Consider the following 23,732-nt stretch of genomic DNA (forward strand, 5'->3'; position numbering starts at 1 on the left):
TCTACAACACAGACCGCCGCCCGCGACCAGTACGAGCAGCCCGAAACGGAGTCACGCCACCCCGCTGACCAGCCACTTCAAGATGGCGGAGCTTCACTGACGCCAAAATGCTCGCTCACACCTATTCGACGGAGTAGACCTCCGGCTTCGGATGGCCCACGGAATGACGCCACTGGTGCCGTTGGGCGTTGCACTCCGTGTCGGCCCTGATGTCAGAGCCGCGAGACTTAAGCGCCGCACTCGCAACGCCAGCTGTAGATCATCGGATTGCCGGGGCCGTTGGACGCAGTGTCTGGCTGCTGTGATGCAGCCCTGGCGAGGGCACGCAAAATGTACTTGATCATGGTTTGTCCCCCGCTTCCCAAACCGAAAGGCCGACAGCCCGGCAACGCCGCACATGTCTGCCGACGCCCCCTGTGGCCGCTCCCGCCACCGGTCAATATAGGCCGGGCCGTCCGTTCGCTCTACTCGGCGGCCAGGCGATCGCGCCACATGTAGCACCAGCGCCCCAATTCGTCCTTCGCGGGTCGCCCGCTGCTGATCCACTGCGCCCGTACGTACATCAGGTGGGATTCCCGGACCTCGACCCAACTGGGCACGGGTGACGGCAGCGCAGTGAACTCGACAGGCTCCGAGCCTGACACGCGGCTCACCAGGAAGAAGCCCGGCGGCAGCCCGTGCGGCCGCAGCCTAGCGGCGAAAACACGACCAGCCGCGGGGCCGTCCATCATGATCGCTTCCTGACTCATGCCAACCGACCCTATCGGCCCTACAACCTGGCAATGGCCCGACTCTGGGGAGGCGACAGGCTCCCAGCGGCGTGCCGGCCCCGACCGCCCGCGAAGGCGCGCAGACAGCATCGGAAGAAGGGGTCGCCGGGCCAACTCGGATGCAATCAAACTTCGACGGCACGCGGTCAAGGTTCGCTGGCACAGGACAGTGGTCGGGGTCGCCTGTGGCGCGGCCGGGGTCATGGTCGGGGTCGCCATGGTCACCCCGACCATGGCGACCCGGCCCGCTCCGCGGTCAGCACCCGAGCGGGTGATCTGCACCGGTTGCGGCCTGAGCCCGGCTTGCGCCCCAAGTCGACGATCCGGGGCACGACCACCTCAACCTCCCAGCCGCTCCTACTGCTTGCTGAGGGCTCGGTGCTCGTCGTGTCCGGCGCTGGGATACTGCCCGTCATGGATCAGTCGAGGGGGAGCGACAGTCGGCCGAAGGGCCCGTGGTGGTACCGGGTGCCGCCGGTTGCTGTCGTGGTCATCACGTACGCCGTGACCGGGGTCGTGATCTTCACCGTGGTGTCGGAGTCGGCGATGGCATGGGCTGGCGGCGGCTTGGCCCTCGGGCTGCTGGCCGCCTTCGTCCAGGGCGCGGCCAGGGCGGCGTACGACGAACGCCACCGATAGGCGGAACCTCGGGTGTTACGCGTGGTTCTGGGCGGCTGCGGCGGCGTCGGCGGCCCCGCCGGTCAGAAGGTCGACCGCAGCGCCGGGATGGTTGCGGGCGATGCCCCGAGACATGCCGTCCCACCGCTGCCGGGGACGGTCCGCAGGGAGTCCGTCGATGTCGTCGGGCGGCACGGGCGGCCACAGCCGGGTCAGCCACAGCCACGTCGCCACCGGAGAAGCACCGGGGCCTGGTACGGCGGCTGATGGGTCGGTATCGAGGCTGTGGGCCAGATGCTCCCCCACGACGGCCGCCGCGAGGTCGCGGACATGGGCGGGGCCCTGGGCGCAGTGCTGTTCCAGTTCGTCCAGTGGTACGTCGTCGACCGCGCGGCCGCTCTGGTCGGCGAGCGCTTTAAGGACCGTAGCGAGGACGCCGCGGATGCCGACGTAGTCCCAGTACATCTCCGTGCACAGGGCGCTCGGCTGAGGACAGCAGCGATCTGCCCAGCCCGCTCCAGGGCCCGGCTCCACCCTTCGGACCTCTGCTGGGACGTCATGGAGGGGACCCTACTGGGTCGGGTGAACCCGACCCAGTAGGGCCAAACCGCCCGAGGCGCGTGGGCGCGTACTGCGTCACGTGGGACAGGCCCCGGGCGCTGACCGGGACGATTCAGCCGGCCGCGGGGGTGGTGCCCTCGCCGAAGCTGGGCACGTCGTCGACCGTAACGTCTAGGCGGAGCCGGACGAAGCGCAACAGGTGGCGCCAGGCGCCCCGGTCGATAGCCGTGTCGGCGGCCACTTCCGCTACCAGCTCCGGCCGGACGAGAACGGCATCCAGGGACTCGCGCGAGCCCCACGCAGAGGAGAAACGCACGCCGGTCCACGGATGTTCGGGGGCGGCGGGGTGCAAATGGCCGGAGAGCTGGCGGGCCACCTCCGGCCCCAGCGGCACGGTCCGGCCGACCAGGCGCAGGACTCCGTGTTCATCACGGAGTCCGAGGAGGACAAGCTGGGGACGGTGCAGGCTGCCCGTCACAGCGCCGATGATCGCTTCGGTGGTGTTGCGCCGGCGGACTTTGAACCAGCCTCTCGCCGAAGGCATGTAGCGCTGACCGAGTCCCTTGATCACCAGCCCCTCCACCCCCGGAACTTCGGTCCAGGAGGACAGCCACTCCTGAGCGACAGCCGGGTCGGTGGTCATCGGGCACAGCGTCCATGGCGCTGTCAGACCCTGGTCGGCGAACAGAGCTTCCAGAATGGCGCGGCGGCGTTCGTACGGCCCGGTCAGCAGTTCCTCTAGGCGAGGCGGGTGCGAGCGACATCGGCGAGAGCCCACGGCGTGTACTTGCGGTACGGGCTGTTCCACCAAGTGTCGCTGTGCCAGCGCGCTGAAGCCGCAGCGATGACAGGCAGCAGGGCGCTGGGACGCTGCTGCCTGACTCGCTGTACGTACTCGTGATCCGTGACCAACCGCTCGTATAGAAATGCCGCCACGGATCAAGCGTGGCTGACCAGGTGCGCCTTTGTCGCAGGGATTATGCAACTCCGGGAGGTCAAGCGGCGCTGAATCCGTGGGGCCGGGCTGCCGCGCCATTCCACCCCACTGCGGGTCGACCAGGAGCGCCTGGGGGTCGGCGACGCCGGCGCCTTCGAGGAACACGATCAGGTCGGGTCGCTGTAGACGGTGCCGAGGACCTCGTCCCGGCCATGGCTGTGCACGGTGACTCTCCGGTCGGCGCGGTCGGTTGTGCACGATGCAGCGCACTCCCCCACCGGGTGGTGCGCACCGGATGCTGTGCACTCTGCCGTCGGTGCGCACTCGGTGCCGCGCCAAGTTCGACACGTCGTTCGACGCCCGAGGTTAAAGATTAAGTTAGATGTCGTATCGAAAGGGCACGGCCGACCGGGTATACGCCATTCCGCTTACTCCACCTGCCTGCGGTCGCCGTCCGTACAAATGTTTAGCTGCAGGTCGGAGCTTGGTCGCGAATTCGCGCCAGTGTTGGAGCACCGTAGGCATTGACCCTTATCCATCCACCGTGATGCCGGATCGTTCGTTATTTACTTACGATCTCAAGGCGCGATCGAGCAGTGAGACTCAGCCAGGATGTCTACTGATGAGGTTTTGATCGCAACGTTCGTGGCTGAAAGTGTCTTCCCGCAGGACACAGCACACGTGCGTCATCCAGGACGACAGGTTGGGCGTTGCACCGAGCGATGCCCTATGACTTGAGGGGGGAATATGCGCAAGCCGACTGTAGGTGCGCTCGGCAAGCAGGCCACGTCCATTGTCATCATCTCCATTGCAATGCTGGGTCTAAGTGCACCCAGCTCTGCCGCCGCTCCAGGGACAAAATTGTGTGCAGATTCGTCGACCAACGTCCGCGACATCGATCTCCCTGGCCAGAAGCCTGACACAAAAATTGCCGCTGACGTATGCGTTTCTCTTTCCGCTAGCGGTCACATCCAGGCCAGCACGACACTCACGTGGGCAATCCTCGAAGACCAGGTGCAGGACCGCTCGAAGCGATTCACGTCGTTCACGGTCACGACGCGGGCTGAGAAGAGGCAGACGTCGGATGGAGCGGACAACGTGGTGGCCAGCACCACATGCGACTTCACCAAGCAGCTCAACGATGCATGGGCAAATGCCACGGGACTTACCTGTGCTGCCACATCCGTAGCCTTTGACCCCTCCCAGTGGTGGTCATCGGACACCACTGTTGTCTACAACGTAGAAGGCGACAACAAGGGGGCTGTCACTTGGCAGCTCGGGGGTTCCCCGCTGATTCACTAGATTTCATGACGGGCCGCCGACGGAGTCGGCGGCCCGTTGGGCGAGCCGGTCGAGGGCGGCAGTGAGGTGGCTGGTCCAGGGCCAGTGCCGGGCGAGACGGAGGATCCGTCGGCGCCCGGTGGTGACGAGCTGCCCGGCCGCGGTGAACAGGCGGAGCCACAGGCGGCGGCGTTCCCGGAGCATGGCCTTGCCGGTCAGGGCGAGCATCGACATCCAGGCCAGCAGGTCCAACGCGATCTGGACGATCTCGAGCCAGATGCGGTTCTGGGTGGTGTGATGCAGGGGCAGGTTCCGCAGCCCGGTGGCCCGGGCGGCCCGGATGCGGTCCTCGGCCTGGGCCCGCAGGCGGTGACAGAGTTGAAGGTCGGGACCAGTCGGCCGGTGGTGTTGGTGGCAAAGTAGGTCAGCCGCATGCCGTCCGCGCCGGTGAGCCTCGACTGGGCTCCTTGGTAAGGCCGTTCTTTACGTACGATCAGCCGCACGGTCGGCCGACCGGGACATCGCCGGTGAGTTCGGCGGCCCAGGCACCGTCCCGGATCTCGCCGTCCGGCTCGACGGCCAGTGTCCAGGACCTTCAGCACGCGGCTGTGGATCGCGTCGGTGATCACCATGCCGACCGAGTAGGACAGCCACCGCCCCCACTGGGCGAGCCAGGCGACGAAGTCGCAGAGTCGGCGTGGATCGGCGTCTGCCGTCCGCGCCGGTACTTCTTCGGCAGCTGAGCGAGGGCCAGGTGGGTCTATTACTACCGCGGCCGAAACTCTGTCATCGTGGGACTCGGTAGTAGTCGACCGGCGGCAGGGTCAGCGCGAACACCGTGCCGTGCCGGCGGCGGATACCGCCCACGCTCGCCGCTGGAGGCTCGCACACGAACCGGTAGGCGTTAGCTGGTTGTGCGGGCTCGGGAACCTGTGAGCCTGGGTGATCCCAGGCAAGGGTGTGCCCCGCATGCGTCAGTGCATCTCCTTTGTCCTCATGGGTGTTGTCGTGGGTGAAGGGGATGCTGGACAAGGCATGCTCGCCGGCGGCGAGGATCCCGGTGATGGTCTCAGATGGTGACAGCGGGGAACTGTAGTAGGCCGTCAGACGCATCCAGCAGGCCACCCGGTAGGCAGGCCTCACCGGATTGAACAGGTCCCAGTCGGCCATTCCGCGGGTGTAGTGGTCCTCCACGACCAGGAGACGCAACACCAAAGGCGTGCTCTCCGCGTAGGCGTGGGCGATGGCCCGCAGCCGTGTCTCAGCAGCCTGCCGAGCCTGCTGCGCGGTGTCACTGTCCGCGAGTCGGTGGGCTCTGTAGCGGCTGGTCGAGCCAACAAGCGTCCACACACGGGCCACGACATTGAACATGGCGAGGAGCGGCCACGTTGCAGCACGCAGAACGAGAATTTTCATTGGCCGCCGGGTCAGGAGGACCGCTCCTTGGGCTGTGTGCTGGCCGGCATGAGCCTGGCTTGCAGGAGCGAGGCCCCAGTCGCGGCGGCGGACTGGACGGCCACCCACAGGACGGCCTCCCACGGGCCCGGGGTGGAGTCCACGAGGTGTCCTGTGGTCATTGTGGCCCACACGAAGGTGCTGATGACGATCGCCAGATGGTTGCCGCGGACTCCGGCCAGTCTGGCGCCGGCCCACAGGGCCAAGGGCTGACAGATAATGCCTGCCGCGTTGGCGGCCAGGTAGTAGGGGATTCCCGCGAGGGGGTTGCGTGCGCTGTCGGCTTCGGTGGCGTGGTCGATCAGCGTGTACATACCGCGTATCAGCCACCATGCGACGAGCGTGGCCGCGGCAGCCATGGAAGCCGTCTTCGCAGCCCGCACTAAATACGTCATGAGCACGATCATCTACCTGTCGACTGGTGGACTGCTATCCGTACAGCTACTCAACTCGAAGTGTTCTGGGGCGCCGCATCGTACGGCGCCCCAGAACTCGTAGCCGGCTGTTACCGCGCGAGGGCGTCCTGGAACGCCTTTGCGTAGTGCGCCGTTCCGGAGACCTTGGGGTGGAACGACTTCATCGAGTTCGGCTTGGTGTCAGCCCTGGAGTGCCCGGTGAGGACGATGCCGTGAATCGTCTCCGGGTCTCCGCAGATCGCCTGCCCGGCGAACGCAGCCCGCGGGTCGGCGAACACCGCATACGAGCCGGCGTCGCTGACGGCTCCCTTCATCTCGGTGGCGACGACGTCACCCATCTCGTTCAGCCACGGCGCCTCCTCGGTACCGATGCCGAGCACGCACGAGCCGCGCTTCTCCAGGAGCCTGGGGTAGCCCATAAGCACGATTTTCGCGTTCGGCGCCTTGTCGTGAAGTGCCCTGAGTGTCTTCACCAGGCGGGGCCGGATGACGTTGTGCGCCCATGCCGGCAGCCAGTCCTTCAGCGCGGGGGTGTCGGTGTCGTATGCCTGCCCGGTGTCGGGATTGCGGGCCTTGATCGACCCGTTCTGACACACATCAGAAATGGTCGTGATGCACTTCTTGATGACGTCAGCGAACGCCATGTCGTTACCGCCGATCGCCAGGGCGACCAGGGTGGTGTGCTGGTCCAGATAGCCCTGCTGAATCTGCGGCAGCTCCCCGGAGTCCGGCGTGATGCTGAGGATGTTGTAGTGACGGGCGCCGGAGCAGGCGGCGAATTGGAAGTCCATCCTGGCGCTCCATGAGTCCGCCAGTTCCCCGACCGAGAGCTGTTCGCCGGGCAGCGCAGCGCGGCGGGACCAGGCATGCCGGGAGCGGTGGCAGGTGTTCTTCCACTTGTCACCCGACACCTTGTTGTAGTAGTCGGACTCCGGGTAGTAGTCATCGCCCTTTGTGTCGGAAGCTCCTTCACCGGAGGCGTAGGAGTCGCCCATCCCGACCACCATGTGGTTCGGCTTGCCGGGAAGGGGCTGGAAGGCGACCGCGTCCCATGCGACGTCCTCGTCGGCGGTGCCGTCGGCGGTGGCGTTGGTGAGGGTGACCGTCGGTGTTCCGGTGAAGCGGAAGGCGCCGAGGCTGACCCACCGGTTGGCACGCTGCTCGACGATGCGCGCCTTGCTGGTGGTGTCGGCGCCGCCGATCACGTACGCCGCCTGCCGGGTATGGGCTCCGGTGTCCGGGAGATGCACCAGCACGCGGGCCCATTCGATGTTCTTGTCGAGGGTCCAGGTCCCCTTGACGGTCATCAGCCCGGAGTCCCCACCGAGGTGCGCCGTGTCGCGGGTGTGGGCGTACCAGAAGTGGCCGCCCTGCCCACCGCCGATCTGGTGCAGGTCTCCCTTGGCCTGGTACGGGCCCAGGCCGGGCCCGGTCGCTGCCGGGTTGGGGTAGAAGGTGAACTGGAAGTGCCCGGCGTCGGTGCCGCTGGACCCGCAGTTGCTGTAGGTGTCGGTGTTGTCGGGCACGGATTCCACGATCAGCGCGCCGGCGGGGGCAGCGCTGCACTTCGGGGTGCCGTACTCCAACCGGTACCCGCGGCCCGGCTCCTCGCGCAGCGTGACGTACTTGATGCTCTCGTTGCCGCACTCGGCGGCGCAATCTGGCTTCCACGTCACGTTCGACCCGCGCCACCAGTACTGCTTGTAGCACTCCGCGTCGGGGCAGTCCGGCGGGCTGGCCGCGTTGCAGTTGTTGGTGGCGTTGCAGAACGCGTGCAGTGGCGGCTTCACCAGGTCACGCTGCAGCTCGTTGACCCACCAGGCGGGCCGGAACCCGACGGAGGAGTACCCGGATTCGCCGGGCCAGTCCTGCCGTCCGTCGGTGGAGTAGGAGAGGCCGGTGTCCATGGACCAGGCGGACCAGCCCATCACCTTCTCCTGGTACGGCCAGTTCTGGGGCTTCGCGGCGTCGCGCGGGTCGGTCATGAACGGGTGCCGCGACGGCGGGTAGAACGGGTTCGCGGGGTTGTTGTACCAGCCGAGGCCCCACGGCTTGCCGTCACCCTTGTTCGGGTTGAAGCCGAGGTTGTAGTTCCACAGCGCGGCGAACCAGTTCTCCGGCTTCGACGGGTCGTCGTTGTTGACGGTGATGGTCTGCCCGGCGGTGTGCACCTGGTTCCACTTGTCCGCGAGGATGTACATCGATGCGGCGATGTTGACCGCGTAGTCCAGGGCAACGGCCTTCTGCTTGACCGGAGGCAGGGACGTCTCGCCAGGCTTCTCGTGCCCGGCCAGGCGCATGCCGTCGGTGACCTGGCCCACCCCGTAACCGCAGTCCGAGTTCAGCCAGCGGATCTTCCAGTACTCCTCGGACGTCTCACCCTTGTGTCCGTAGAATCCGGCGATCGCGGCTTGCGGGTTGCCCATCTGGCCGGGGATGGCACCTCCTTCGGCCTGCCAGAGGTTCGACTCCTGCGCGAGCACACCGAGCAGCACCTGGGCGGGAATGCGCCCGCCGCCCTTCAGCGTCGGGGCAGGGAACAGGCCCTGCGGGTCGACGGTGCCCAGCCCGGCCTGAGTGCGCCATCCTCCCTGCTTGATCCACTTGGCGCGCAGCTCGCCGCGGATCGCCATGTTCACCGCCCACTCGACCTGGTTCGGGGTCGGCTGCAGGGCGAGCGCCTTGACGTCGTTGCGGGGGATGGAGCACAAGCGGTCGGTGTCGACCGGAGTGGACGCCCGTGGGTCATCGGCCGCCGCGGCCCACCCGCTCCTGCCGGGTGCCGGGCGACTCGTGCCGGTGGTGGTGGGGAGGGCGGGTGAGAAGGACTCCTTCCCCGTGGCGCTGGTCGTGTCCGCCAGCGCCTGGGTGATCTTTTGACCGGTGGCGGTCGAGGTGCTCGTGATGGTCGGCGGCCCGGCATCGTCCGCGGGGCCCTGGGCGCTGCGCCGGGCGGCCGACGGTTCGCCCTTGGTGAAACCCTTCCCGGCATTCTGGATGTTGTCGAGACCGGCCCTCACACCCGGCATGAGGACCGGGTCGACGGCCAGCCGGCCCAGACTGGACACCTCGGCCTCCGCCGGAACGTTCAGGCGGGTCATGGTACTACCCGCCGGGCGGGCGTTCTTGGCCTGCCCGGTGAGGAACAGCCGGCCCTCGGTACCTTGCTTGAGGGCGAGGTCTCCGAGCTTGCCAGACGCCAGCGTCGACGGTTTCCCGCGCTCGGTCCACAGCTTCGCGCGGGCGGTGTCACCCGTGCGATCCAGGAACGCCACCCCGTCACGTGTGGGGCGGATCTGGAACGGAACACTGTCTGCCCTGGCCAGGGTGCGGGCCTTGCCGGAGGGGCTGAGGTGAACCAGATGCCGTCCCCGTGCGGCGACAAGGCCGCCATTGACGGGCACAGCAGATGTCACCTGTCCGTCCACTGAGGCGTCCGCGATGGTCTTGCCGCTGGTCGTCACGGTGACCAGGCGGGTCTTGTTGTCGCGGAACGCGGTGAACGCGGCAGTACCGGTCTCAGGGTTGCAGGTCGGGTCGAAGTAGGCCATCGACGCGGTGAACGGAAGCTTCGTCACCGTGCCGGTTTTCACGTCGACGACGGCGGTGAACGCGCCGCCCTGCATCAGGTCTGGCTTGTTGGCGAACGTGCGCGGCGCGTAGACGGCGGCCACGTGCTCCCGGTCCATCACGCACGCGTTCCCGATCCACGCGTCCGCCGGCATGCCGGGCTCTGCGAGGGTGGTGACTGTCCTCCACTGGTAGGCGTCCTTGCTGTCTGCGACGAGGATCTTCAACCCTCCAGCATCCGCCGCAGTGGTCACCGCCCGATCAGCAGAAGCCTTCCAGTCCTTGCCGAGTCTCTTGCCTGGATCCTGTACGCGGGCAGCCAGCTCCGACGGTTCGCTGCTCTCGGGTCCGGGCGACGATGGTGTGGGGGCTGCCATGGCCGGAACAGCCTGTATGAGCCCGGTCAGGACCGCGGTGGCCGCAAGGCCAGCGATCCCGCGGGCTCGTCTGGATATTCTCAACTCACTCCTCAAGTGGCGGTTTCGGGCATGGGTGATAAGACCGCCGCAGCCCTGTATGAGGAGGAACAAAGCAGGGGTCCGGCGGTCGACAGGGGTACGCCCTGCGGTTGGAATCGCCTCCGGGACGGCTCGAGGCTCACCAGCGCGGCCACGGGCATGCCCCGCCGTCTGCACACCCCCGGAATGTCGGCTGTGACACGTCAGCGTCGCTGTGCGGCCTCGACTCGGTCTAGGGTTGGGAAATCAAGCGGCTTGTGAGCACTGCCGCACTGCGCACATCCCGTGACCAGGCGTCCTTTCGACATGACATCGCGACACGTTGCCTGCCCCATTGACAGTTTGGGTGAGCGAGGGCGCCGCATGCCGCAGTCCGTACGGGGGCACGGACTGGGCAGCGACGAGGGCCAATCGATCGTCAGCTGGTGAACTGGAACGACGCGTTGTTGTTGTAGACGTTCCGGAACTGGTCGATGTGCTGGTACGGGCCCATCACGTCCTGGGAGCCCTTGTAACCACTGTTGTAGTAGACGCGAGCCATGTACTTGTAGTGGAAGTTCTCACCCGCTGCGGCGTTATTCTTCACTCGCTGCAGCGAACCCGGCCACGGACTGCTGACACCTCCGCTGCAGTACTTCAGCGGGTGGTCAGCTCCGTCCCCGGGACGGAGCGCATCGAAGTTGTAGATCGCGTGATGCATGTTCCGGTACGCGCCGTTCTGCCCGGAGTTGTACCAAAGTGTGAACTTGAACTTCGAGTAGCCCGGCTCCTTGCAGGCTTCCATGCTCTGGAGAGTGTCCGCATCGTTGCCGGGATTCGCCGCGCTGGCTGCGCCAGCGTTCGTGACGAACAGAGCGGCGGCCATGGCCGTGAGGGCAGTTGCTCTGCCGAGAAGCCTCATCGCACAGCCTCCTCAGACGTCGAGCGGGCCTTGGCGACGGCCGACTTAATCGCATCCTTCTGCAGCTTCAGGTGATCGAGGCGTCCGGCGATGGCCTTCTGCTGGATCGCGGCTTCCGCTTCGAACCAGGTCTTCTCCACGTGGTGCTGGTCTCGGCACCCCACGTCCGCTACCGCTGTCTGCTTCTCGGCCTCGCTGATCTCATCCGAGCCGGCACTGAAGCTGTCGCTGGCATCCAGGGGCTCACGGTAGGTGTAGCCCTTTGCCTTCATGCACGCCGACCACAGCGCGAACACCTTCTTCACCGCAGCGCTTTCCGTCGACTGCTGGTAGCTGCTGCCATTGATCTGGTTCACCAGTGGAGAATGCTGAACGCTGGCGCCTGTGTCGTCCGTTTTCGAGGCGCAGCTACGCAGGATGTCCTGGTCAGCGTTCATGGACTCGTCCGAAGCGAGCGCGGCTTCGTTTGCGGCCTGCTGCTCTGAGTCCGGGTGGTATCCGTTCTGCTTGGCCAGCGCGAGATCGTGGATGCCGTAGCGCCAGTCGGTCAGCGTTGTCCCGCCGACCGTTGGCAGGTCAGGCGCCGGCTGCCAGTCCGGGAAACCGGCGTCTGCCATGCATTGCTTGATCACGTCATCGCGGGAGGATGACATGAGACGCGCCTCAGCCTTGGTGGGCAGATAGGCCTCGACAGGCAACTTCCACGTCGCCGGGTCCTCGGGATCCCCGATGTACGCCTTAGCCGCCGGCTCCTGCGCCGCAGCGGGCCGGTCGGCGGCGGCAGACTGTTTGCCGTCCGAACCTGGCATCACCGCAAAGGCTGTGCCAGCCAGGCCCGCGCTGGGTGCTCGACAGCGGTCTACGCCGGCCCCGTCGCCCGCGCTCGAGAATGGTCTAGTCCACGCTGAGCGGTCCAATCACTCTAGGCACAGGAATAACTGAGCGACAGGTGAGGTGCCCTGGCATGGCGGGAAACGGCCCGCAACCGGAACGACGCCACCGACCGAACCCCGTGGAAGTTGTGCGCAGACAATGCGAGGGTTCCGGGAGACGGAAGATGACCATGCTCACATCAATCACGCACTGCTGGCTGGTTCCGATCGCTTCAGCAGTTTGCCTGTTGCAGTGGCGCGTCATCCGGCGGCGGGGGTAATGCCCTCACCGAATCGGGGCACGTCGGCCACCGTGGCGTCCAGGCGCAGCCGGACGAATCGCATGGGGTGTCGCCAGGCGCCACGGTCGATGGCGTTGTCGGCGTCGATTTCCGCGACGAGTTCGGGGACAACAAGGGTGACGTCCAGGGGTTCGCGGCTGCCCCAGGTGGAGGAGAAGCGGGCGCCGGTCCACGGGTGGTCCGACCCGGCGGGGTGGAGGTGTTCGGCGAGCTGGCGGGCGGCGTCCGGCCGCAGCGGCACGGTGCGGCCGACGGGGCGCAACTGGCCGTCTTGGTCGTAGCGGCCGAGGACGAGGATCTGGGTGCCCGTGATGCCGCCGATGATGGCTTCGGTGGTGTGGCGGCGCCTGATTCGGCGTCAGGACCGGAGCCAGGATCCTGATTGAGGTCGGCGACGGCAGCACCTTCCCGACCGCAGGCCACCTCGCCGCCTACGCCGGACTCGCCCCGGCGACCCGCAGTTCAGGGTCATCGATCCGCGGCGAACAGCCCTCCCGAGGGGAAACAAGCAGCTCAAACGGGCCTTCTCCCTCTCCGCGTTCGCCGCCCTGGGCGACCCGGCATCACGGGCCTACTACGACAAGAAGATCGCCCAGGGGAAGCACCACACCCAGGCCCTGCTCTGCCTCGCCCACGACGAGCCGATGTCCTCTTCGCGATGCTCCGTGACGGCACCTTCTACGAGTCCCGGCCTGCGGCCGCGGTCACATGACCAGCGGTTCAGCCAGAAGGACGACGCGATCGGCCTCGACATCGAAGCCGAGCACCGGATGGCCGTAGTCGCCCTCCGGATCCATCAGGACCGGCTTGCCCAAGAGCCGCCCGACCTCCCGGAGGAAGCCGCAGAACACATCGAGTCGTTCCTGGCCCTGCAACTCCCGCAGGTCGACGTCGAAGTCGATGACCTCGTCGTCTTTGAAACGGAAGATCGCCAGCACGTCGGGAGTCGGCCAGACCCGCAGGTCCGGGCACTCAGCGTCCGCCGGGCGGGACAGCACGGTCTCCGCCCGCGGCACCGGCAGCACCGTCTCGCCTTCGGAGTACTGGCACTTCCAGCCCCTGGCCTCGACAAGATCGAGGACCGCCTGCCAGTCCTCCACCGAACAATCCGGGACACGCACGTCCGGCAGCGACCCCATCAGGTCCGGGTCGAAGAAACAGCTCACGTCATCCCACAGAAGATCAGCCACACCGCCATGCTGCCCGGCTCCCCCATCCAACGCAGCCCCGTTTCCCTTGACCAAAGAGATAGGGGCACCCCCCCCCGGCCACCTCTTTTGTAGCTAACGCCGTTCAACCCGCATCTCCAATGAGCGGAGATGTGACGAAAACTGCCTGTTGACCGCGGTCAACAGGACGAGAACACAGGGTGCCTCTCAGGGACAAACACGCTGCTGAATGTCAGTGGTGGGCGCGATGATGAGCGCGATCGCCACGTCACCGCGCCGACTTGCGGCCGAAATCGAGGAGCCGCTCATGACCGAATCACGCCACCGCTTCCGGCTGTCATTCGAGCTCATCGCTTGTCTGGGATGCGGTGTGGACCGTCTTCGAGGCCAGATCTGCGCCGACTGCGGGAAGCGCCCGGCCTCGTGGGAGGTCGATCAACGTGCCATAAACCGTCGCGCTGCGGCCGATGCAGTGGCTACCTTGCTGAACAGCGCCGAAGCAACGCCAGGCATCGGGTCCTTCGGCCACGTGGAAATGGCGCAACTTCTGTCACGGTTCGAGACGTGGCTCTCCGCCTTCCTTTCAGCGGTGCGCGCGGTCAGCGAAGCGAAGCCAGGGGCCGAAGCCCTCCTGCGATCAGCTGTGCAGGATCTGGTCACCGGCGCAGCGCTGACGGCATCAGCACCTCGCCGTCGACCGTGCATCGCAATAGTGGACACGGCCCGAGAGCTCGCGGAGCGCCTCGTCGAGATGGCTCGCGCGTACCTGAAAGCACTCAGTGCCTCGGTACCCCTGGAGGCTCAGCGCCACGCCGCGACGGCTCAGCAGCATCTGGACGCCGCTGAGATCTGCCTGAAGCAGTACAGCGTGGCCATGGACCTATTGACTGCTCTCATCTACTCAGAACGCTTGGAAGACCAAGTGGTGGTGCTGCTACAGGACTCCATGAGCCGCCTCGGAGCCGCTGACTTGGTCAACCTAAGCGCGCGAGCGGAGGTCGAATTGAGCGACGCGACCGGTGCGGCACCTGGCCCCGGGCACGGCGTCGGCCTCCACTTCGCTCTGCAGGATGCAGCAGCCTGCACGTACGGAGACAGACGTCGCTTTCGACAGGTGGTCGTTGACAGCTACCGGCTCTTCGCGAAGAACCCTCAGTTGCTGTCCGCCATGGCATCAAGCCCACACTTCGTGACTGACCTCGAAGCCGCATTGCTCGACACCTTCGACGCTTCAGCCCAGGCAGCACACGCCATCGGTAGCGGCATATCTCGCCAGGCAGCCCGGTCCATAGTCACCATTGCGTCGAGCCTGGTGGAAGGCCCAGGTCAACTGGTCGCCATCGCACTGTTCGCCGGCACGGGACGCAAGACTCGTCCCTACGAAAAGCTGCGCCAGGACGACGCTACCGGCCTGATTCGCAGCGCCCGCGGCCATGAAGACTTGGATCCGCTGCTCACCGGATTCAATCTAGACCTGCGCAACGCTCACTCTCACGGACTGGCGCGGTACCAAGAAGACGGAGTTACGGCAGACATCAAGAGCGGGCCCACGTTCCTCGGGTGGGCCGATCTGATCGACGAGGTCCTTACCGGGTGTGAAAGCGCTATGGGCTGCCTGGTCGGATTGATGCATGCACTGAGCCAACTCGGAGTATCGGTGACCCGCGCCGATGGCTACCGTGCCATGGGGATCACAACGGGCAGCCTGCTCGGTGCAGCATTCACGGTGATGGGATGCTCCGAGGTGACTCTGGACGAGCAACCGGACTCGTGGACCGTTCATCTCTCCGCACCCTCCTCTACTCAGCTGACCGTTCTGATCGTTGGAATCGCCGCGCTCGTACCAGACGGAATCTCCACGCTCACTCTGGATGCCACTCGCCCCGACGGCCGACACGTGCTGAGCGGGCCGGCGGCCCTGCTGAAGCCCTTCTCGAACGCCCAAGATCCTGACGGAGACACATACGGGATCGCGATGGCACGCCTTCAGCGGATATGGACTCATAACGGAGAACCGTGCATCGGGGAGGCCATGGTGCGATGCTGGGCCGCACGTCAGGTCGCAGCCGCCTACCTGAAAGATGAGACCCGCAGCGTCCCGCGGCTCCGCGCGCTGCGGAGCCTCGCCCGTGACGTCGGCGACGCTGATCTCACGGATTCCCTCACCGCAGCAATTCGTTCAACCCGCTTGCGCGACGATGTTGGCTCCCACACCACGGCCTTGACGGACCGACTCGCCGTGTGGGGGAGCACCTCCTTTTCATACGACCCTGTGTAGCAGGCTGTGTTCGCTCAGCAGCAAGGTTCGAACGCCGCTTCCGCAGCCACATTGGCCGTAGTGCGGTGCCAATCGTCCCGGTAGCCCTGCGCCTCAGCAGCACAAGAGCAGAAGGTGCAGGCCAGGCAAGGTCTGGTCCTGCTACGCGCAGCTAAGAGCGGCTCCGTATTAACCGCGGTCAACACGGACGGGCAGCTGGCCCTCTCGGTCGATCTCCGGGCGTTGACCGCGGTCAGTTCCTGTAGTCACTCCTGACGCACCTGCAACACCTGTGCGAGCTGGCAGCAGCTCCAGCCGGCGGTGGCGGCCTGCTGGGCCCGCGTACGTGCGAAGTGCCGCGGGCCCAGCTCTTTTACGCTGCCAGTCCTGTCAGGAGGCCCACTCACCGTATGTGCGCCGCTGTCCAGACCGATATCTGAACAGGGCAGATGAGGGATCGCGCATCCGCCACGTTGCTCAGCAGGCGCTGTAGGCATTCTCCAGAAGGCTGGCCATACGCTCCTAACTCCGTGGCAGGCACCAGGGAGCGCTGTCCAGCACCGGCCTCACCGTGTTGACCGCGGTCAACACCTTTCCCTCAGCGCTTCGCTCGCAATCCTCACTGCACCGGTGCCGTGCCGCCCTTCGAGCGGGTTCGCTTTCTCACTCGCCGCCTAGTCGTCGACGCCCAGATCGGCACGCATGGACTGCTTCAGTGCCCCCAGGTAGGGCCAGACCTCCTGGTTGAGTTCACCCTCCAGGGTCGCCAGCTCCTCCGCGTACGTGGAGGGTGCCCCTCCGTACTTCCTGAGCTTGCCGTACGCGGCGTTCAAACGCTTCTTGGCCATGCTGGCGGCGCGCAACACCGCGTCCGGAAGGACCATCTGGGCTTCCGCGTAGCTTTCCCGAAAGGCCAGCCTGCCCGCCTCCAGGTTCTTCAGGGATGTGTCGACGTCCTGGCTGCGTTGAAGCGCGTAGAGATAGTTGGTCATCTCAGTCACGTACTGGCGTGAGGCAGTGTTCAGTGTGATGTAGCAGGCGCGCCGCCGTTCAAGGCTCTCGCGCTGCCATTGCCTGGCCTGCTCCGCCTGGAGCAGCTCCTCGGCATGACCGCGTTCCTCGCGCCGTTGTTCAGTGGCGGCCTGGAGCTCCATGTGCTTGGTGCGGTCCGCACGGTTCTGTGTCAGCAATGCGGCTCCCAACGTACCCCCCACGCCCACCATTGCGATCAACAAACCCACCCAATTGGCGCCCATGTGATGCCCCCCTTTGTGAAGTTGGAAGACCTCACCCCACGGCAGGTACTCCCTCCTTTACGCCTTTGCGAAACCCTTGGATCTCCCCCAGGCCGACACCGGAAGCGCTGAGGCAGGGTCCCATGCCTCATGCCTGTCAGACGGTGGATTCAGCAGGGGAGTCGGCAGCGGCATAACGGCGCGCTACTGCTAGATGCCGGTGTGGTGCACCTGAAGGTGATCCAGAGCGATCGAGTCGGTAGCCAACGTGGTCAGCAACTCCTGTGTACTTCTCTCCAGCCTGGAATCCCGCGTGGTATCGGCAAAAATCCTGCACCTCCGAGCAGGCTTCGCAGCCCTCCCAGTCGCTGTAAGGCGCGGTCTCCGGCCCGGGACGTCGCTGGAGTGGGAGGCGGCGGGACGTGGGTGATGTTGTCGGTCTGGAACAGATCCACCCAGGAGGCACAGAGTTTGGTAGCGGTAGTCGGTGTTGCCGTAGGCGGCCGACAGCAGCCGGGAGCGCATCCGGTACAGGTCTGTGCGGCGGGTTTCCATCGCTGTTCTCCTCCGGTTGGACGTGTCGTGCCGGGTTGAGCGGGTGGTATCCGGGACGGCCGGGCAGTCGCCGGCGGCCGCCCCGGACCGTCGTGTGTCTCGGATCAGGGCTGGTGGGTGGGGGCGGTCGATGGCTCTTGCACTATGAGGTCATCGACGTCCTGGCGGTGCGGGTCGTGGTACGTGTCGACGGCGCCGAAGTCGAAGGGCACCGCTGCCACGGCTCCGGGCTCGCCCAGTTGCTGGCGCAGGCGGGCGACGTCATGGTCGGCGTGGTGGCACTGGGTATAGGGGCCGATCCGGAGCAGCGGGCGACCGGGTCGGGTGATGTGGACGGCGTAGTGAGCCGGAGGCAGCGGTTACTCGGGCAGTTCCAGACCGAACGCGGCGTGGGTGAGCGTCCGGTAAGCCGGCTGCCAGATGCCGACGACGAGGTTGGCCTCGCAGCGCAGCCAGCCGGTGCCGAACGGGCGGCCATCGTCGTCAGGGTGGCGCAGGGACACGGCGATCGCGGTAGCGCTGTGGTCGTCACCGGGCCGGGGGTGGGCCCGCTCAATGAACGGGACGAACGGTCCGCGCGTACGTCCTGGCCGCGCTTGGACAGGGCGTAGACGTGGGAGGTGATCTTCGCCCAGGTACGGTAGTTCCCCCGCGCCACCGTGGCATCCGCCCACCCCACGTCAGCCGGATCGACGCCCTCCCACACGGCATGGAACATGGCCAGCGTCTGCGTAAGCCGGTCCTGGTCCAGGCCGGGGACCTGGTGCCAAGTCAGGACCCGCGACCGCAGCGCCGGTGCCCGCGCGATCACCCGTTCCGCACCCGCCCCGCACAGCACCAGCGCCGCGGCTGTCCCCGGCTCGTCCCACAACAGCCGCAGGTAGTCCAGCAACGGAGGGGACAGGCGCTGCGCGTCATCCAGGAACAGCACCCCCGGCGTTCGCAGCGCCTCCCCCAGAGCCCGGTCCGCCGGCCCCGCACGGTGAGACAGAGACCTGGGCGGCAGCCCCAACGCCTCCAGCAGCGACGCACGCATCTGCGGGAGGCCCGGCTTCACCCCAACCACCGCCCGCCACACCGGCACCCGCGAAGGAAGCAGATGCAGCGCCTGCTGCACCGCCACCGTCTTGCCCACCCCCGGATCCCCGAACACACACCCGATCCCCCGCGCCGCCGCCGTATGCCCCACCGCCTCCACCACCGCGGCAACCGGTCCCGTGGACACCACCCGCGCACCCGGCACGAACAACCGCACCCCGCCCCGCGACGGCAAACCCTCGTCCGCGTCCGCGGCGGCCACGCCCGGATCAGTCGGGGCGGTGTCGATCACCGGCAGGCCCTCGCCCGCCCGCTGCAGCTTCAGCTCGGCCAGAACCCGGTCATAGCGGCCGACCTCGACCCGGTTGTGGGCCGGACGCGCCGCCTCCAGCACCCGACCCGCACGCAGATCCCGCTGCACCACGCGGTGCAGCGTCCCCAGCGACGGCACACTCCCCGATGAGCCGTCGCCCGTCATCCGACGGTGCAACGCCGCGACATTTCCGCCGACCTCCGCCAGGACCGCCCACAGTTCATCGTTCAACTCGAACCTGTCCTGCCGCGGCTCAGGCTCCAACCGGCCCGCCCTCGCCTCGGACAACCACCGCCACACCGTACGAGCCGTCACCCCCGCAGCCTCGGCCATCACCCGCACATGCAGCGACGACACCGACCCCGAACCCTGATCCACCGCCAACAACCGACGCACCACCACACCCCGCGCCAGCCGACCATCCTCACCCATACCCGCCAGCACACCCGAAGACAGAAACCACGCACACAGGAATGAGCAAACCCATGACAGCCACCCACCACCCTGCTAACAGACCGATGCCAGCAGCATGGTCAGCCTGCGACAGCCAAGATCACCAACCCGTGCAGCACCGATACACCACAACCCCGACTTACATGCGGCCCGCAACGCAGCCCGATCCCCAGGAACACGCTGACGACCAACCGCTGCCACCACACCACCCAGTCACAAGCCAGAACGGCCCGGGAATGAACGCCTCAGACCCCCGAGACCAGTTCGGCCAGTGGGACGAAAGCCATCGCTGCTCCCGTAAGGAACGTCGGCAAGCCCAGGACGACGCAAAAGACGGTCTTGAGCGCGGAAGCCCCCGCATGGCCGTGCACGCGTGACCGATCCGGGTGGGACGGGTCATAGGTGATCTCGACGGACTCCTCGCCACCGAACATGCCCTCGTGCCGGTGGACGGTTCCGTCCACCGCCGTGAACGTGTAGACGTACCCGACGACGTCCCCGTCCGAGTTGACCGTGCTGTCCACCAACTCACCCACCACCGTGACGCCGCGCCGCGGCAGCACCAAGGCGTCACGGACGCTCGTCCAGAGCTCCACCACGCACATGGCACCCGGCAGCACGAGCAGTGGTGCCAACAGCCACATCAAGACGTCCTCGTCCGTGTGGTCACCGTCGGCGATGACCGCCGCCAGGACCAGGGCCCAGACGGCGGCCCCGACGAGCAGCCTTCGCTGGACCGCGTCCAAGCGCTTCGGTCGCGCCGGCAGGAACTCCACGACGACACGGCGCGAGCCATCGGCCCGGGGCTCATCGGCGTCCCTGACCGGAACGGAACACGCGACCGTCGCGGCGAACGCCTCCACCGCTGAAGCGTTGCGGCTCCGGACGGCATACGTCCGCGGCGGCGTACCGTCGGACGTCAGCGTCACCACCAGGGCCGCTCCACGCGACCCTCGGGCCTCGACCTTCTCGATCGCCGCCAGCGGGATCCGCTGCCGCACCCCTCCGCCGTCCAGTACCAGTTCTCCCGAATCCAACCGTGCGCGCGTCCCACGCCCGCGCAGCACCACGTCGGTCCGAGACCGTGTCTCGCCAGGTCCCCCCACGTGACGGACGATAGCGCCTATGTCGGCTCGCGGACCATCCTTCCCGTGACGCGGGGCAGATCCTGGTAGATAAAGAACAAGATGACCCTGTGACATCACAAGATCCCCGACAGAGCCCGTAATTCCCCAGGGATAAGTTCACGTATTTCCCCAGGTGCCCGTCTGGCTGGGGCTGGTGAGTCGTCTCGTCAGAGGTCGACGCGATGTTCGGCAGCCGATGGGTCATCGACGGAGCCGTAGCGCAAGACGACGTGTGCCGGGCGGAACGGCAGGTCGTTCAGAATGGGTGCCATGACGGCGAAGAGTGCATCGGCGTCTGGTCCGTAGGCGTAGAGGGCCACCTCGCCGCCTCCGTATTCGTTTCCGTCGAACTCGCCGACGTCGGCTTGCTCGATCGCCTCGGTCAGCAGGGACTGGGCCTGGCGGACGACCTCCCGCTGGCTTGGCTCGCCGAGGCCGTCATCGGCCAGTCGATAGCGGGCGAGCACGGCGTGCTCAACGTCGGTTTCTGATTCGTCTGTGTCTGACATGCGGAAACGATCTCATCCCGGACCGACATCATCGCTGGCCAGCCGTCTTGAAAGACCTCCGCACCCTCACCGCCCGCATTCGGGCCGACGCAGAAGGCCGGTACGCCAGTACGGAGCCCGGATGGCAGGCCGGAGTCGAGTGGACGCTGCGGTGGATCGAGAACACCGCCAGCCAGCTGACCGAAGGCAGGTCGTAGCAGGCAGGACAGCATCAGCGTGCCTTCGGTGCTGGGCCTGCTCTGGCCTCGTCGTGCGGGTCAGGTGCCGCTCTGGGCGACCGCCGCGCGGAACTCCTGCGTCATCAGCGCAACCGAGCCCCGCTTCACTGGCGCTGGGGCCGGCTCGCCCCACACCTTGTGCAGCGCAGCGTGCAGCTTGTCGTTCATCGCCTCATCGACCACGGCCCGGTACTCCTCGGGCACCTCGCGGGTGTCCTGAACGCCAACCATGGTGCCGTTACGGGTGCCGGTCCACCCGATCGTGGTGACCTTCCAGCCGAGCTGCTTGGCCGCCTTGCGCATCGCGGCCCGGATCAGCTCCACCCCACCCAGCCCCACAGCCTCCTCATCGTCCAGATTCACCTGGGTGTACCCGCCGTACTCGCCGGCGCCCTGCGGGCAGGCCCGGCGCAGCAGCGGGACGAGGGCCTCCGCCATAGCGATGCAGCGCGGGTCCTTCCCATACGAGGCCATCGTCAGCTCCTTCCCGGGCCCGTGAGGTGCGGCCACAACAGCTTGAGGTCACGGGCGACACGTTCCGCCAGGACGACGGGATCGTTCGCGCTCCATTGGTGAGCTGACCCGACGGTGCTTGCGCAGGTGCTGCAACCGCACGGCGAGCGCTTCACGGGCAGCCTGCGCGCTGGAGGATGGAGAGACGGTCACCGGGCTGCTCAGGGGGCCTGGACGGTGTACTTCTCGTGCGAGATGCCACGCTCCCACACCGTCTCGAACGCCGTGGCGCACAGCGCGGCCGCGGCCGGGTCGTCAGTGCGTTCCTTCCCGTCCGTCGCCCAGTCGCCGGCGCCGGTCAAGTGGTGGAACTGCACGACGCGGCCGTCCAGGAGCCAGAAGTCGTTGCCGGGCAGCGCGACGTCGGAGGCGTGACGGCGGGGCAGCCAGCGCACGTCCTCTCCGGCCTGGAGGTTGAGCGGGGTGATGGCGTGCTCGTAGCGGATGTAGTCGGTGACCGGCTCGGAGACGATCCTCGCGCGGCGCATCACCACGCCACGGGCGACCGCGCCCTGAACGAGCGGCATCCACTGCGGCCAGAACGAGCGGGCCGGATCGAGGTTCGGGACGCCGGTACGCAGGAAGTTCTCGAAGTCGTCCGTCTCGTCGCCCACCGCGTAGACGTCGCGCATCTCCAGATGAACGACTTGTTGAGCAGCTCGCCTCCCGCGCCCTCATCAGCGGCAAGCGCAAGGTCCACGTCCGGCGTGACGAGAACGGGCACATCGTCGGGGCCAGCGGCGAAGGCGACGGCGAGGACCAGGAGGCCGACGCACAGGCCGCCGCCGAGGCCGCCCTGCTCCACTTCTCCAGCCCGCGCGACGCCGCGACCATCGCCGCGTTCCTGCGCACCCGGGTCTACCGGCCGGAGTCCCTGGTGTGGCTGGAGGGATAACAGGCCCTCATCCGGTGGCGGGCCGAAAACGAGATCACCGGCGTCTACGCCGTGCCCTACGACGTCGAGGTCGAAGTCGGGGCGACCAAGGCGTTTCCGCTTGGCCGGTGGGTGCACCAGCAGAGGAAGGCCCTGCGGGCGGGTGAGCTGGAGGAGCGGCGCAAGACCCTGCTCGACGCGCCGGAGGCCGGGATGGTCTGCGAGCCGGGCGAAGAGGCGTGGGAGAACAAGCTCGCCGCGCTCCGGTCCTACCGGCGGGTCACCGGGCATCTCGCGCCGCGTCAGGACGCAGTGTGGGGCGAAGGCGAAGCGATGATGCCCATCGGGCAGCACATGGCCAACCTCCGCCGCAAGGGCGGCCTGGGGAAGGACACGGTGCGGGCGGCGGAGCGCGCGAAGCAGCTGGCCGCGGTCGATGAGGACTGGAACTGCCCGTGACCTCTGGACTGGCAGCGGCACTACCGCGCCTCGCGTGACCTGGTCGACGCCGACGGCGTCCTGCCGGCCATCGAACCCGGGGTGCTGTTCGAGGGCGACGACCTGGGCAAGTGGCTTCAGCGGCAGAAGAACCCGGGCACCTGGGCGCAGCTGTCGACCGAGCAGCAGGAGCGGCTGTCCAAGCTGGGCGTGAAGCCCGCTGAGGTGCCGTCTCCCGCCCCGGCAGCCACCCGCGCGACGAAGCCGAACAAGGCGCAGCAGACGTTCCAGCGGGGCCTGACAGCCCTCACGCAGTGGATGGAGCGGGAAGGCGCGGACCGGCCGGTACCGCGCGGCCACAGCGAAGAGATCACAGTCGACGGCGAGACGAAGCCGGTGATCGTGAAGCTGGGCGTATGGATCTCGAACACAAAATCGAGGCGCGACAAGCTCACGGCGGAGCAGCTGGCCGCACTGCGGGAGTTGGGCGTGGGCTGGGCGTAGAGCGATACGGCCCTGGCGCGGGACATCGGGATGAGCCGAATGCGCAAGCCATACTCCCACGGTGTCCGTCGACTTCGTCAGTGGCCTCCGCAGCTCTCCAACTCCGGACTCGTTGGTTCTGTCTCCCGTCGCACTCGGCCTCCAGCATGCTCTCGTCGGGTGGGTCACCATGCCATGCAGGAACGGTACAGCGGTGAGCCATTGGGGTGATGCGGCGGCTATTGCCCAATGGCACGCACTGGGCGGGGCAGCGCCTTGCGTAGGTTGAGCGCGCTTTACCTGCCCGTGTCCTGAGAAGCCATGGGCGCGCTGCGCTCTTTCGCGCCGACGTGTCCGGGCGCCGCTGTGAAAGGCTGCCATGCCGATCTTCCCCCGCCTTCTTCCAACG

21 protein-coding genes and 3 pseudogenes are annotated in these 23,732 nt (G+C 66.9%); 6 read left to right on the forward strand and 18 right to left on the reverse strand.

Annotated features, from left to right (window positions below; translation table 11 throughout):
- Positions 1-464 precede the first annotated feature (464 nt).
- Complete coding sequence (locus ABZX79_RS24550) at positions 465-749, reverse strand: hypothetical protein (protein ID WP_355261554.1); 285 nt, start codon at positions 747-749, stop codon at positions 465-467.
- Between the two features lie 435 nt (positions 750-1,184).
- Between ABZX79_RS24550 and ABZX79_RS24555 the strand changes: the two genes are divergently transcribed.
- Positions 1,185-1,409 carry a hypothetical protein gene (locus tag ABZX79_RS24555; protein ID WP_355261557.1) on the forward strand — a complete coding sequence of 75 codons (225 nt, stop codon included), beginning with the start codon at positions 1,185-1,187 and terminating at the stop codon, positions 1,407-1,409.
- A 15-nt stretch (positions 1,410-1,424) separates the two neighbouring features.
- On the opposite strand, the gene ABZX79_RS24560 is transcribed toward ABZX79_RS24555, so the two are convergent.
- From ABZX79_RS24560 to ABZX79_RS24570, 3 genes are all read right to left on the reverse strand, one after another.
- On the reverse strand, positions 1,425-1,853 hold the full coding sequence (locus ABZX79_RS24560; protein WP_355261559.1) for a hypothetical protein: 429 nt from the start codon (positions 1,851-1,853) through the stop codon (positions 1,425-1,427).
- A gap of 208 nt (positions 1,854-2,061) precedes the next feature.
- A complete protein-coding gene (locus tag ABZX79_RS24565; protein WP_355261562.1) occupies positions 2,062-2,592 on the reverse strand; it encodes an ATP-dependent DNA ligase in 531 nt (176 codons plus the stop codon).
- A 95-nt stretch (positions 2,593-2,687) separates the two neighbouring features.
- On the reverse strand, positions 2,688-2,885 hold the full coding sequence (locus tag ABZX79_RS24570) for a hypothetical protein (protein WP_355261565.1): 198 nt from the start codon (positions 2,883-2,885) through the stop codon (positions 2,688-2,690).
- Between the two features lie 748 nt (positions 2,886-3,633).
- Between ABZX79_RS24570 and ABZX79_RS24575 the strand changes: the two genes are divergently transcribed.
- Positions 3,634-4,188: a hypothetical protein gene (locus ABZX79_RS24575; protein ID WP_355261568.1), complete on the forward strand. Its 555-nt coding sequence runs from the start codon at positions 3,634-3,636 to the stop codon at positions 4,186-4,188.
- Positions 4,189-4,191: 3 nt separating this feature from the next.
- Here ABZX79_RS24575 and ABZX79_RS24580 read toward each other — a convergent pair.
- From ABZX79_RS24580 to ABZX79_RS24610, 7 genes and pseudogenes are all read right to left on the reverse strand, one after another.
- A pseudogene (locus ABZX79_RS24580) lies at positions 4,192-4,921 on the reverse strand (transposase); the annotation flags it as partial.
- 32 nt (positions 4,922-4,953) lie between these two features.
- Positions 4,954-5,583 carry a hypothetical protein gene (locus ABZX79_RS24585; RefSeq protein WP_355261571.1) on the reverse strand — a complete coding sequence of 210 codons (630 nt, stop codon included), beginning with the start codon at positions 5,581-5,583 and terminating at the stop codon, positions 4,954-4,956.
- Between the two features lie 11 nt (positions 5,584-5,594).
- Entirely contained in the window at positions 5,595-6,017 is a 423-nt protein-coding gene (locus tag ABZX79_RS24590) for a hypothetical protein (protein ID WP_355261574.1), read from the reverse strand.
- A gap of 110 nt (positions 6,018-6,127) precedes the next feature.
- On the reverse strand, positions 6,128-9,835 hold the full coding sequence (locus tag ABZX79_RS24595; RefSeq protein ID WP_355261577.1) for a hypothetical protein: 3,708 nt from the start codon (positions 9,833-9,835) through the stop codon (positions 6,128-6,130).
- Between the two features lie 649 nt (positions 9,836-10,484).
- Entirely contained in the window at positions 10,485-10,967 is a 483-nt protein-coding gene (locus ABZX79_RS24600; protein ID WP_355261580.1) for a hypothetical protein, read from the reverse strand.
- On the reverse strand, positions 10,964-11,776 hold the full coding sequence (locus ABZX79_RS24605; protein WP_355261583.1) for a hypothetical protein: 813 nt from the start codon (positions 11,774-11,776) through the stop codon (positions 10,964-10,966). Before ABZX79_RS24605 ends, ABZX79_RS24600 begins: the two co-directional genes overlap by 4 nt.
- Before the next feature lie 324 nt (positions 11,777-12,100).
- The gene (locus tag ABZX79_RS24610) at positions 12,101-12,493 is read right to left on the reverse strand and encodes a hypothetical protein (protein ID WP_355261873.1); all 393 of its coding nucleotides are present in this window, start codon (positions 12,491-12,493) and stop codon (positions 12,101-12,103) included.
- 2 nt (positions 12,494-12,495) lie between these two features.
- Between ABZX79_RS24610 and ABZX79_RS24615 the strand changes: the two are divergent.
- Positions 12,496-12,853 (forward strand): annotated as a pseudogene (locus tag ABZX79_RS24615) (transposase); the annotation flags it as partial.
- On the opposite strand, the gene ABZX79_RS24620 reads toward ABZX79_RS24615, so the two are convergent.
- Positions 12,846-13,331 carry a hypothetical protein gene (locus tag ABZX79_RS24620; protein WP_355261586.1) on the reverse strand — a complete coding sequence of 162 codons (486 nt, stop codon included), beginning with the start codon at positions 13,329-13,331 and terminating at the stop codon, positions 12,846-12,848. The pseudogene ABZX79_RS24615 and the gene ABZX79_RS24620 overlap by 8 nt on opposite strands.
- A gap of 217 nt (positions 13,332-13,548) precedes the next feature.
- On the opposite strand from ABZX79_RS24620, the gene ABZX79_RS24625 reads away from it, so the two are divergent.
- Positions 13,549-15,588: a hypothetical protein gene (locus ABZX79_RS24625; RefSeq protein ID WP_355261589.1), complete on the forward strand. Its 2,040-nt coding sequence runs from the start codon at positions 13,549-13,551 to the stop codon at positions 15,586-15,588.
- Positions 15,589-16,241: 653 nt separating this feature from the next.
- On the opposite strand, the gene ABZX79_RS24630 is transcribed toward ABZX79_RS24625, so the two are convergent.
- From ABZX79_RS24630 to ABZX79_RS24645, 4 genes are all read right to left on the reverse strand, one after another.
- The gene (locus ABZX79_RS24630) at positions 16,242-16,823 is read right to left on the reverse strand and encodes a hypothetical protein (RefSeq protein WP_355261592.1); all 582 of its coding nucleotides are present in this window, start codon (positions 16,821-16,823) and stop codon (positions 16,242-16,244) included.
- 676 nt (positions 16,824-17,499) lie between these two features.
- Positions 17,500-19,140, reverse strand: coding sequence for an AAA family ATPase (locus ABZX79_RS24635; RefSeq protein ID WP_355261594.1), 1,641 nt, complete (start codon positions 19,138-19,140; stop codon positions 17,500-17,502).
- A gap of 266 nt (positions 19,141-19,406) precedes the next feature.
- The gene (locus ABZX79_RS24640) at positions 19,407-20,198 is read right to left on the reverse strand and encodes a hypothetical protein (protein WP_355261597.1); all 792 of its coding nucleotides are present in this window, start codon (positions 20,196-20,198) and stop codon (positions 19,407-19,409) included.
- 257 nt (positions 20,199-20,455) lie between these two features.
- Positions 20,456-20,797 (reverse strand): hypothetical protein, encoded by a 342-nt coding sequence (locus ABZX79_RS24645; RefSeq protein ID WP_355261600.1) that lies wholly within the window; start codon positions 20,795-20,797, stop codon positions 20,456-20,458.
- 47 nt (positions 20,798-20,844) lie between these two features.
- Here ABZX79_RS24645 and ABZX79_RS24650 point away from each other — a divergent pair, with 47 nt between their 5' ends.
- Positions 20,845-20,994, forward strand: coding sequence for a hypothetical protein (locus tag ABZX79_RS24650; RefSeq protein WP_355261603.1), 150 nt, complete (start codon positions 20,845-20,847; stop codon positions 20,992-20,994).
- Between the two features lie 60 nt (positions 20,995-21,054).
- Here ABZX79_RS24650 and ABZX79_RS24655 read toward each other — a convergent pair whose 3' ends face one another.
- Together ABZX79_RS24655 and ABZX79_RS24660 are read right to left on the reverse strand one after the other, a co-directional pair.
- Entirely contained in the window at positions 21,055-21,489 is a 435-nt protein-coding gene (locus tag ABZX79_RS24655) for a hypothetical protein (RefSeq protein WP_355261606.1), read from the reverse strand.
- Positions 21,490-21,689: 200 nt separating this feature from the next.
- Positions 21,690-22,166, reverse strand: coding sequence for a DUF6879 family protein (locus ABZX79_RS24660; protein WP_355261876.1), 477 nt, complete (start codon positions 22,164-22,166; stop codon positions 21,690-21,692).
- Here ABZX79_RS24660 and ABZX79_RS24665 point away from each other — a divergent pair.
- Positions 22,154-23,344 (forward strand): annotated as a pseudogene (locus ABZX79_RS24665) (helicase associated domain-containing protein); the annotation flags it as partial. The gene ABZX79_RS24660 and the pseudogene ABZX79_RS24665 overlap by 13 nt on opposite strands.
- Positions 23,345-23,732: the final 388 nt, after the last annotated feature.

Origin of the sequence: Streptomyces sp. NPDC002994 (genome assembly GCF_040611155.1) — a bacterium.
In the GTDB taxonomy this organism is placed as follows: Bacteria; Actinomycetota; Actinomycetes; order Streptomycetales; family Streptomycetaceae; genus Streptomyces.

Coding starts and splice junctions, on each gene's coding strand:
- ABZX79_RS24550 (WP_355261554.1), bottom strand. CDS start 749: ATGAGTCAGGAAGCGATCATGATGGACGGCCCCGCGGCTGGTCGTGTT.
- ABZX79_RS24555 (WP_355261557.1), top strand. CDS start 1,185: ATGGATCAGTCGAGGGGGAGCGACAGTCGGCCGAAGGGCCCGTGGTGG.
- ABZX79_RS24560 (WP_355261559.1), bottom strand. CDS start 1,853: ATGTACTGGGACTACGTCGGCATCCGCGGCGTCCTCGCTACGGTCCTT.
- ABZX79_RS24565 (WP_355261562.1), bottom strand. CDS start 2,592: ATGACCACCGACCCGGCTGTCGCTCAGGAGTGGCTGTCCTCCTGGACC.
- ABZX79_RS24575 (WP_355261568.1), top strand. CDS start 3,634: ATGCGCAAGCCGACTGTAGGTGCGCTCGGCAAGCAGGCCACGTCCATT.
- ABZX79_RS24585 (WP_355261571.1), bottom strand. CDS start 5,583: ATGAAAATTCTCGTTCTGCGTGCTGCAACGTGGCCGCTCCTCGCCATG.
- ABZX79_RS24590 (WP_355261574.1), bottom strand. CDS start 6,017: ATGACGTATTTAGTGCGGGCTGCGAAGACGGCTTCCATGGCTGCCGCG.
- ABZX79_RS24600 (WP_355261580.1), bottom strand. CDS start 10,967: ATGAGGCTTCTCGGCAGAGCAACTGCCCTCACGGCCATGGCCGCCGCT.
- ABZX79_RS24605 (WP_355261583.1), bottom strand. CDS start 11,776: ATGCCAGGTTCGGACGGCAAACAGTCTGCCGCCGCCGACCGGCCCGCT.
- ABZX79_RS24630 (WP_355261592.1), bottom strand. CDS start 16,823: ATGGGCGCCAATTGGGTGGGTTTGTTGATCGCAATGGTGGGCGTGGGG.
- ABZX79_RS24635 (WP_355261594.1), bottom strand. CDS start 19,140: ATGGGTGAGGATGGTCGGCTGGCGCGGGGTGTGGTGGTGCGTCGGTTG.
- ABZX79_RS24645 (WP_355261600.1), bottom strand. CDS start 20,797: ATGTCAGACACAGACGAATCAGAAACCGACGTTGAGCACGCCGTGCTC.
- ABZX79_RS24655 (WP_355261606.1), bottom strand. CDS start 21,489: ATGGCCTCGTATGGGAAGGACCCGCGCTGCATCGCTATGGCGGAGGCC.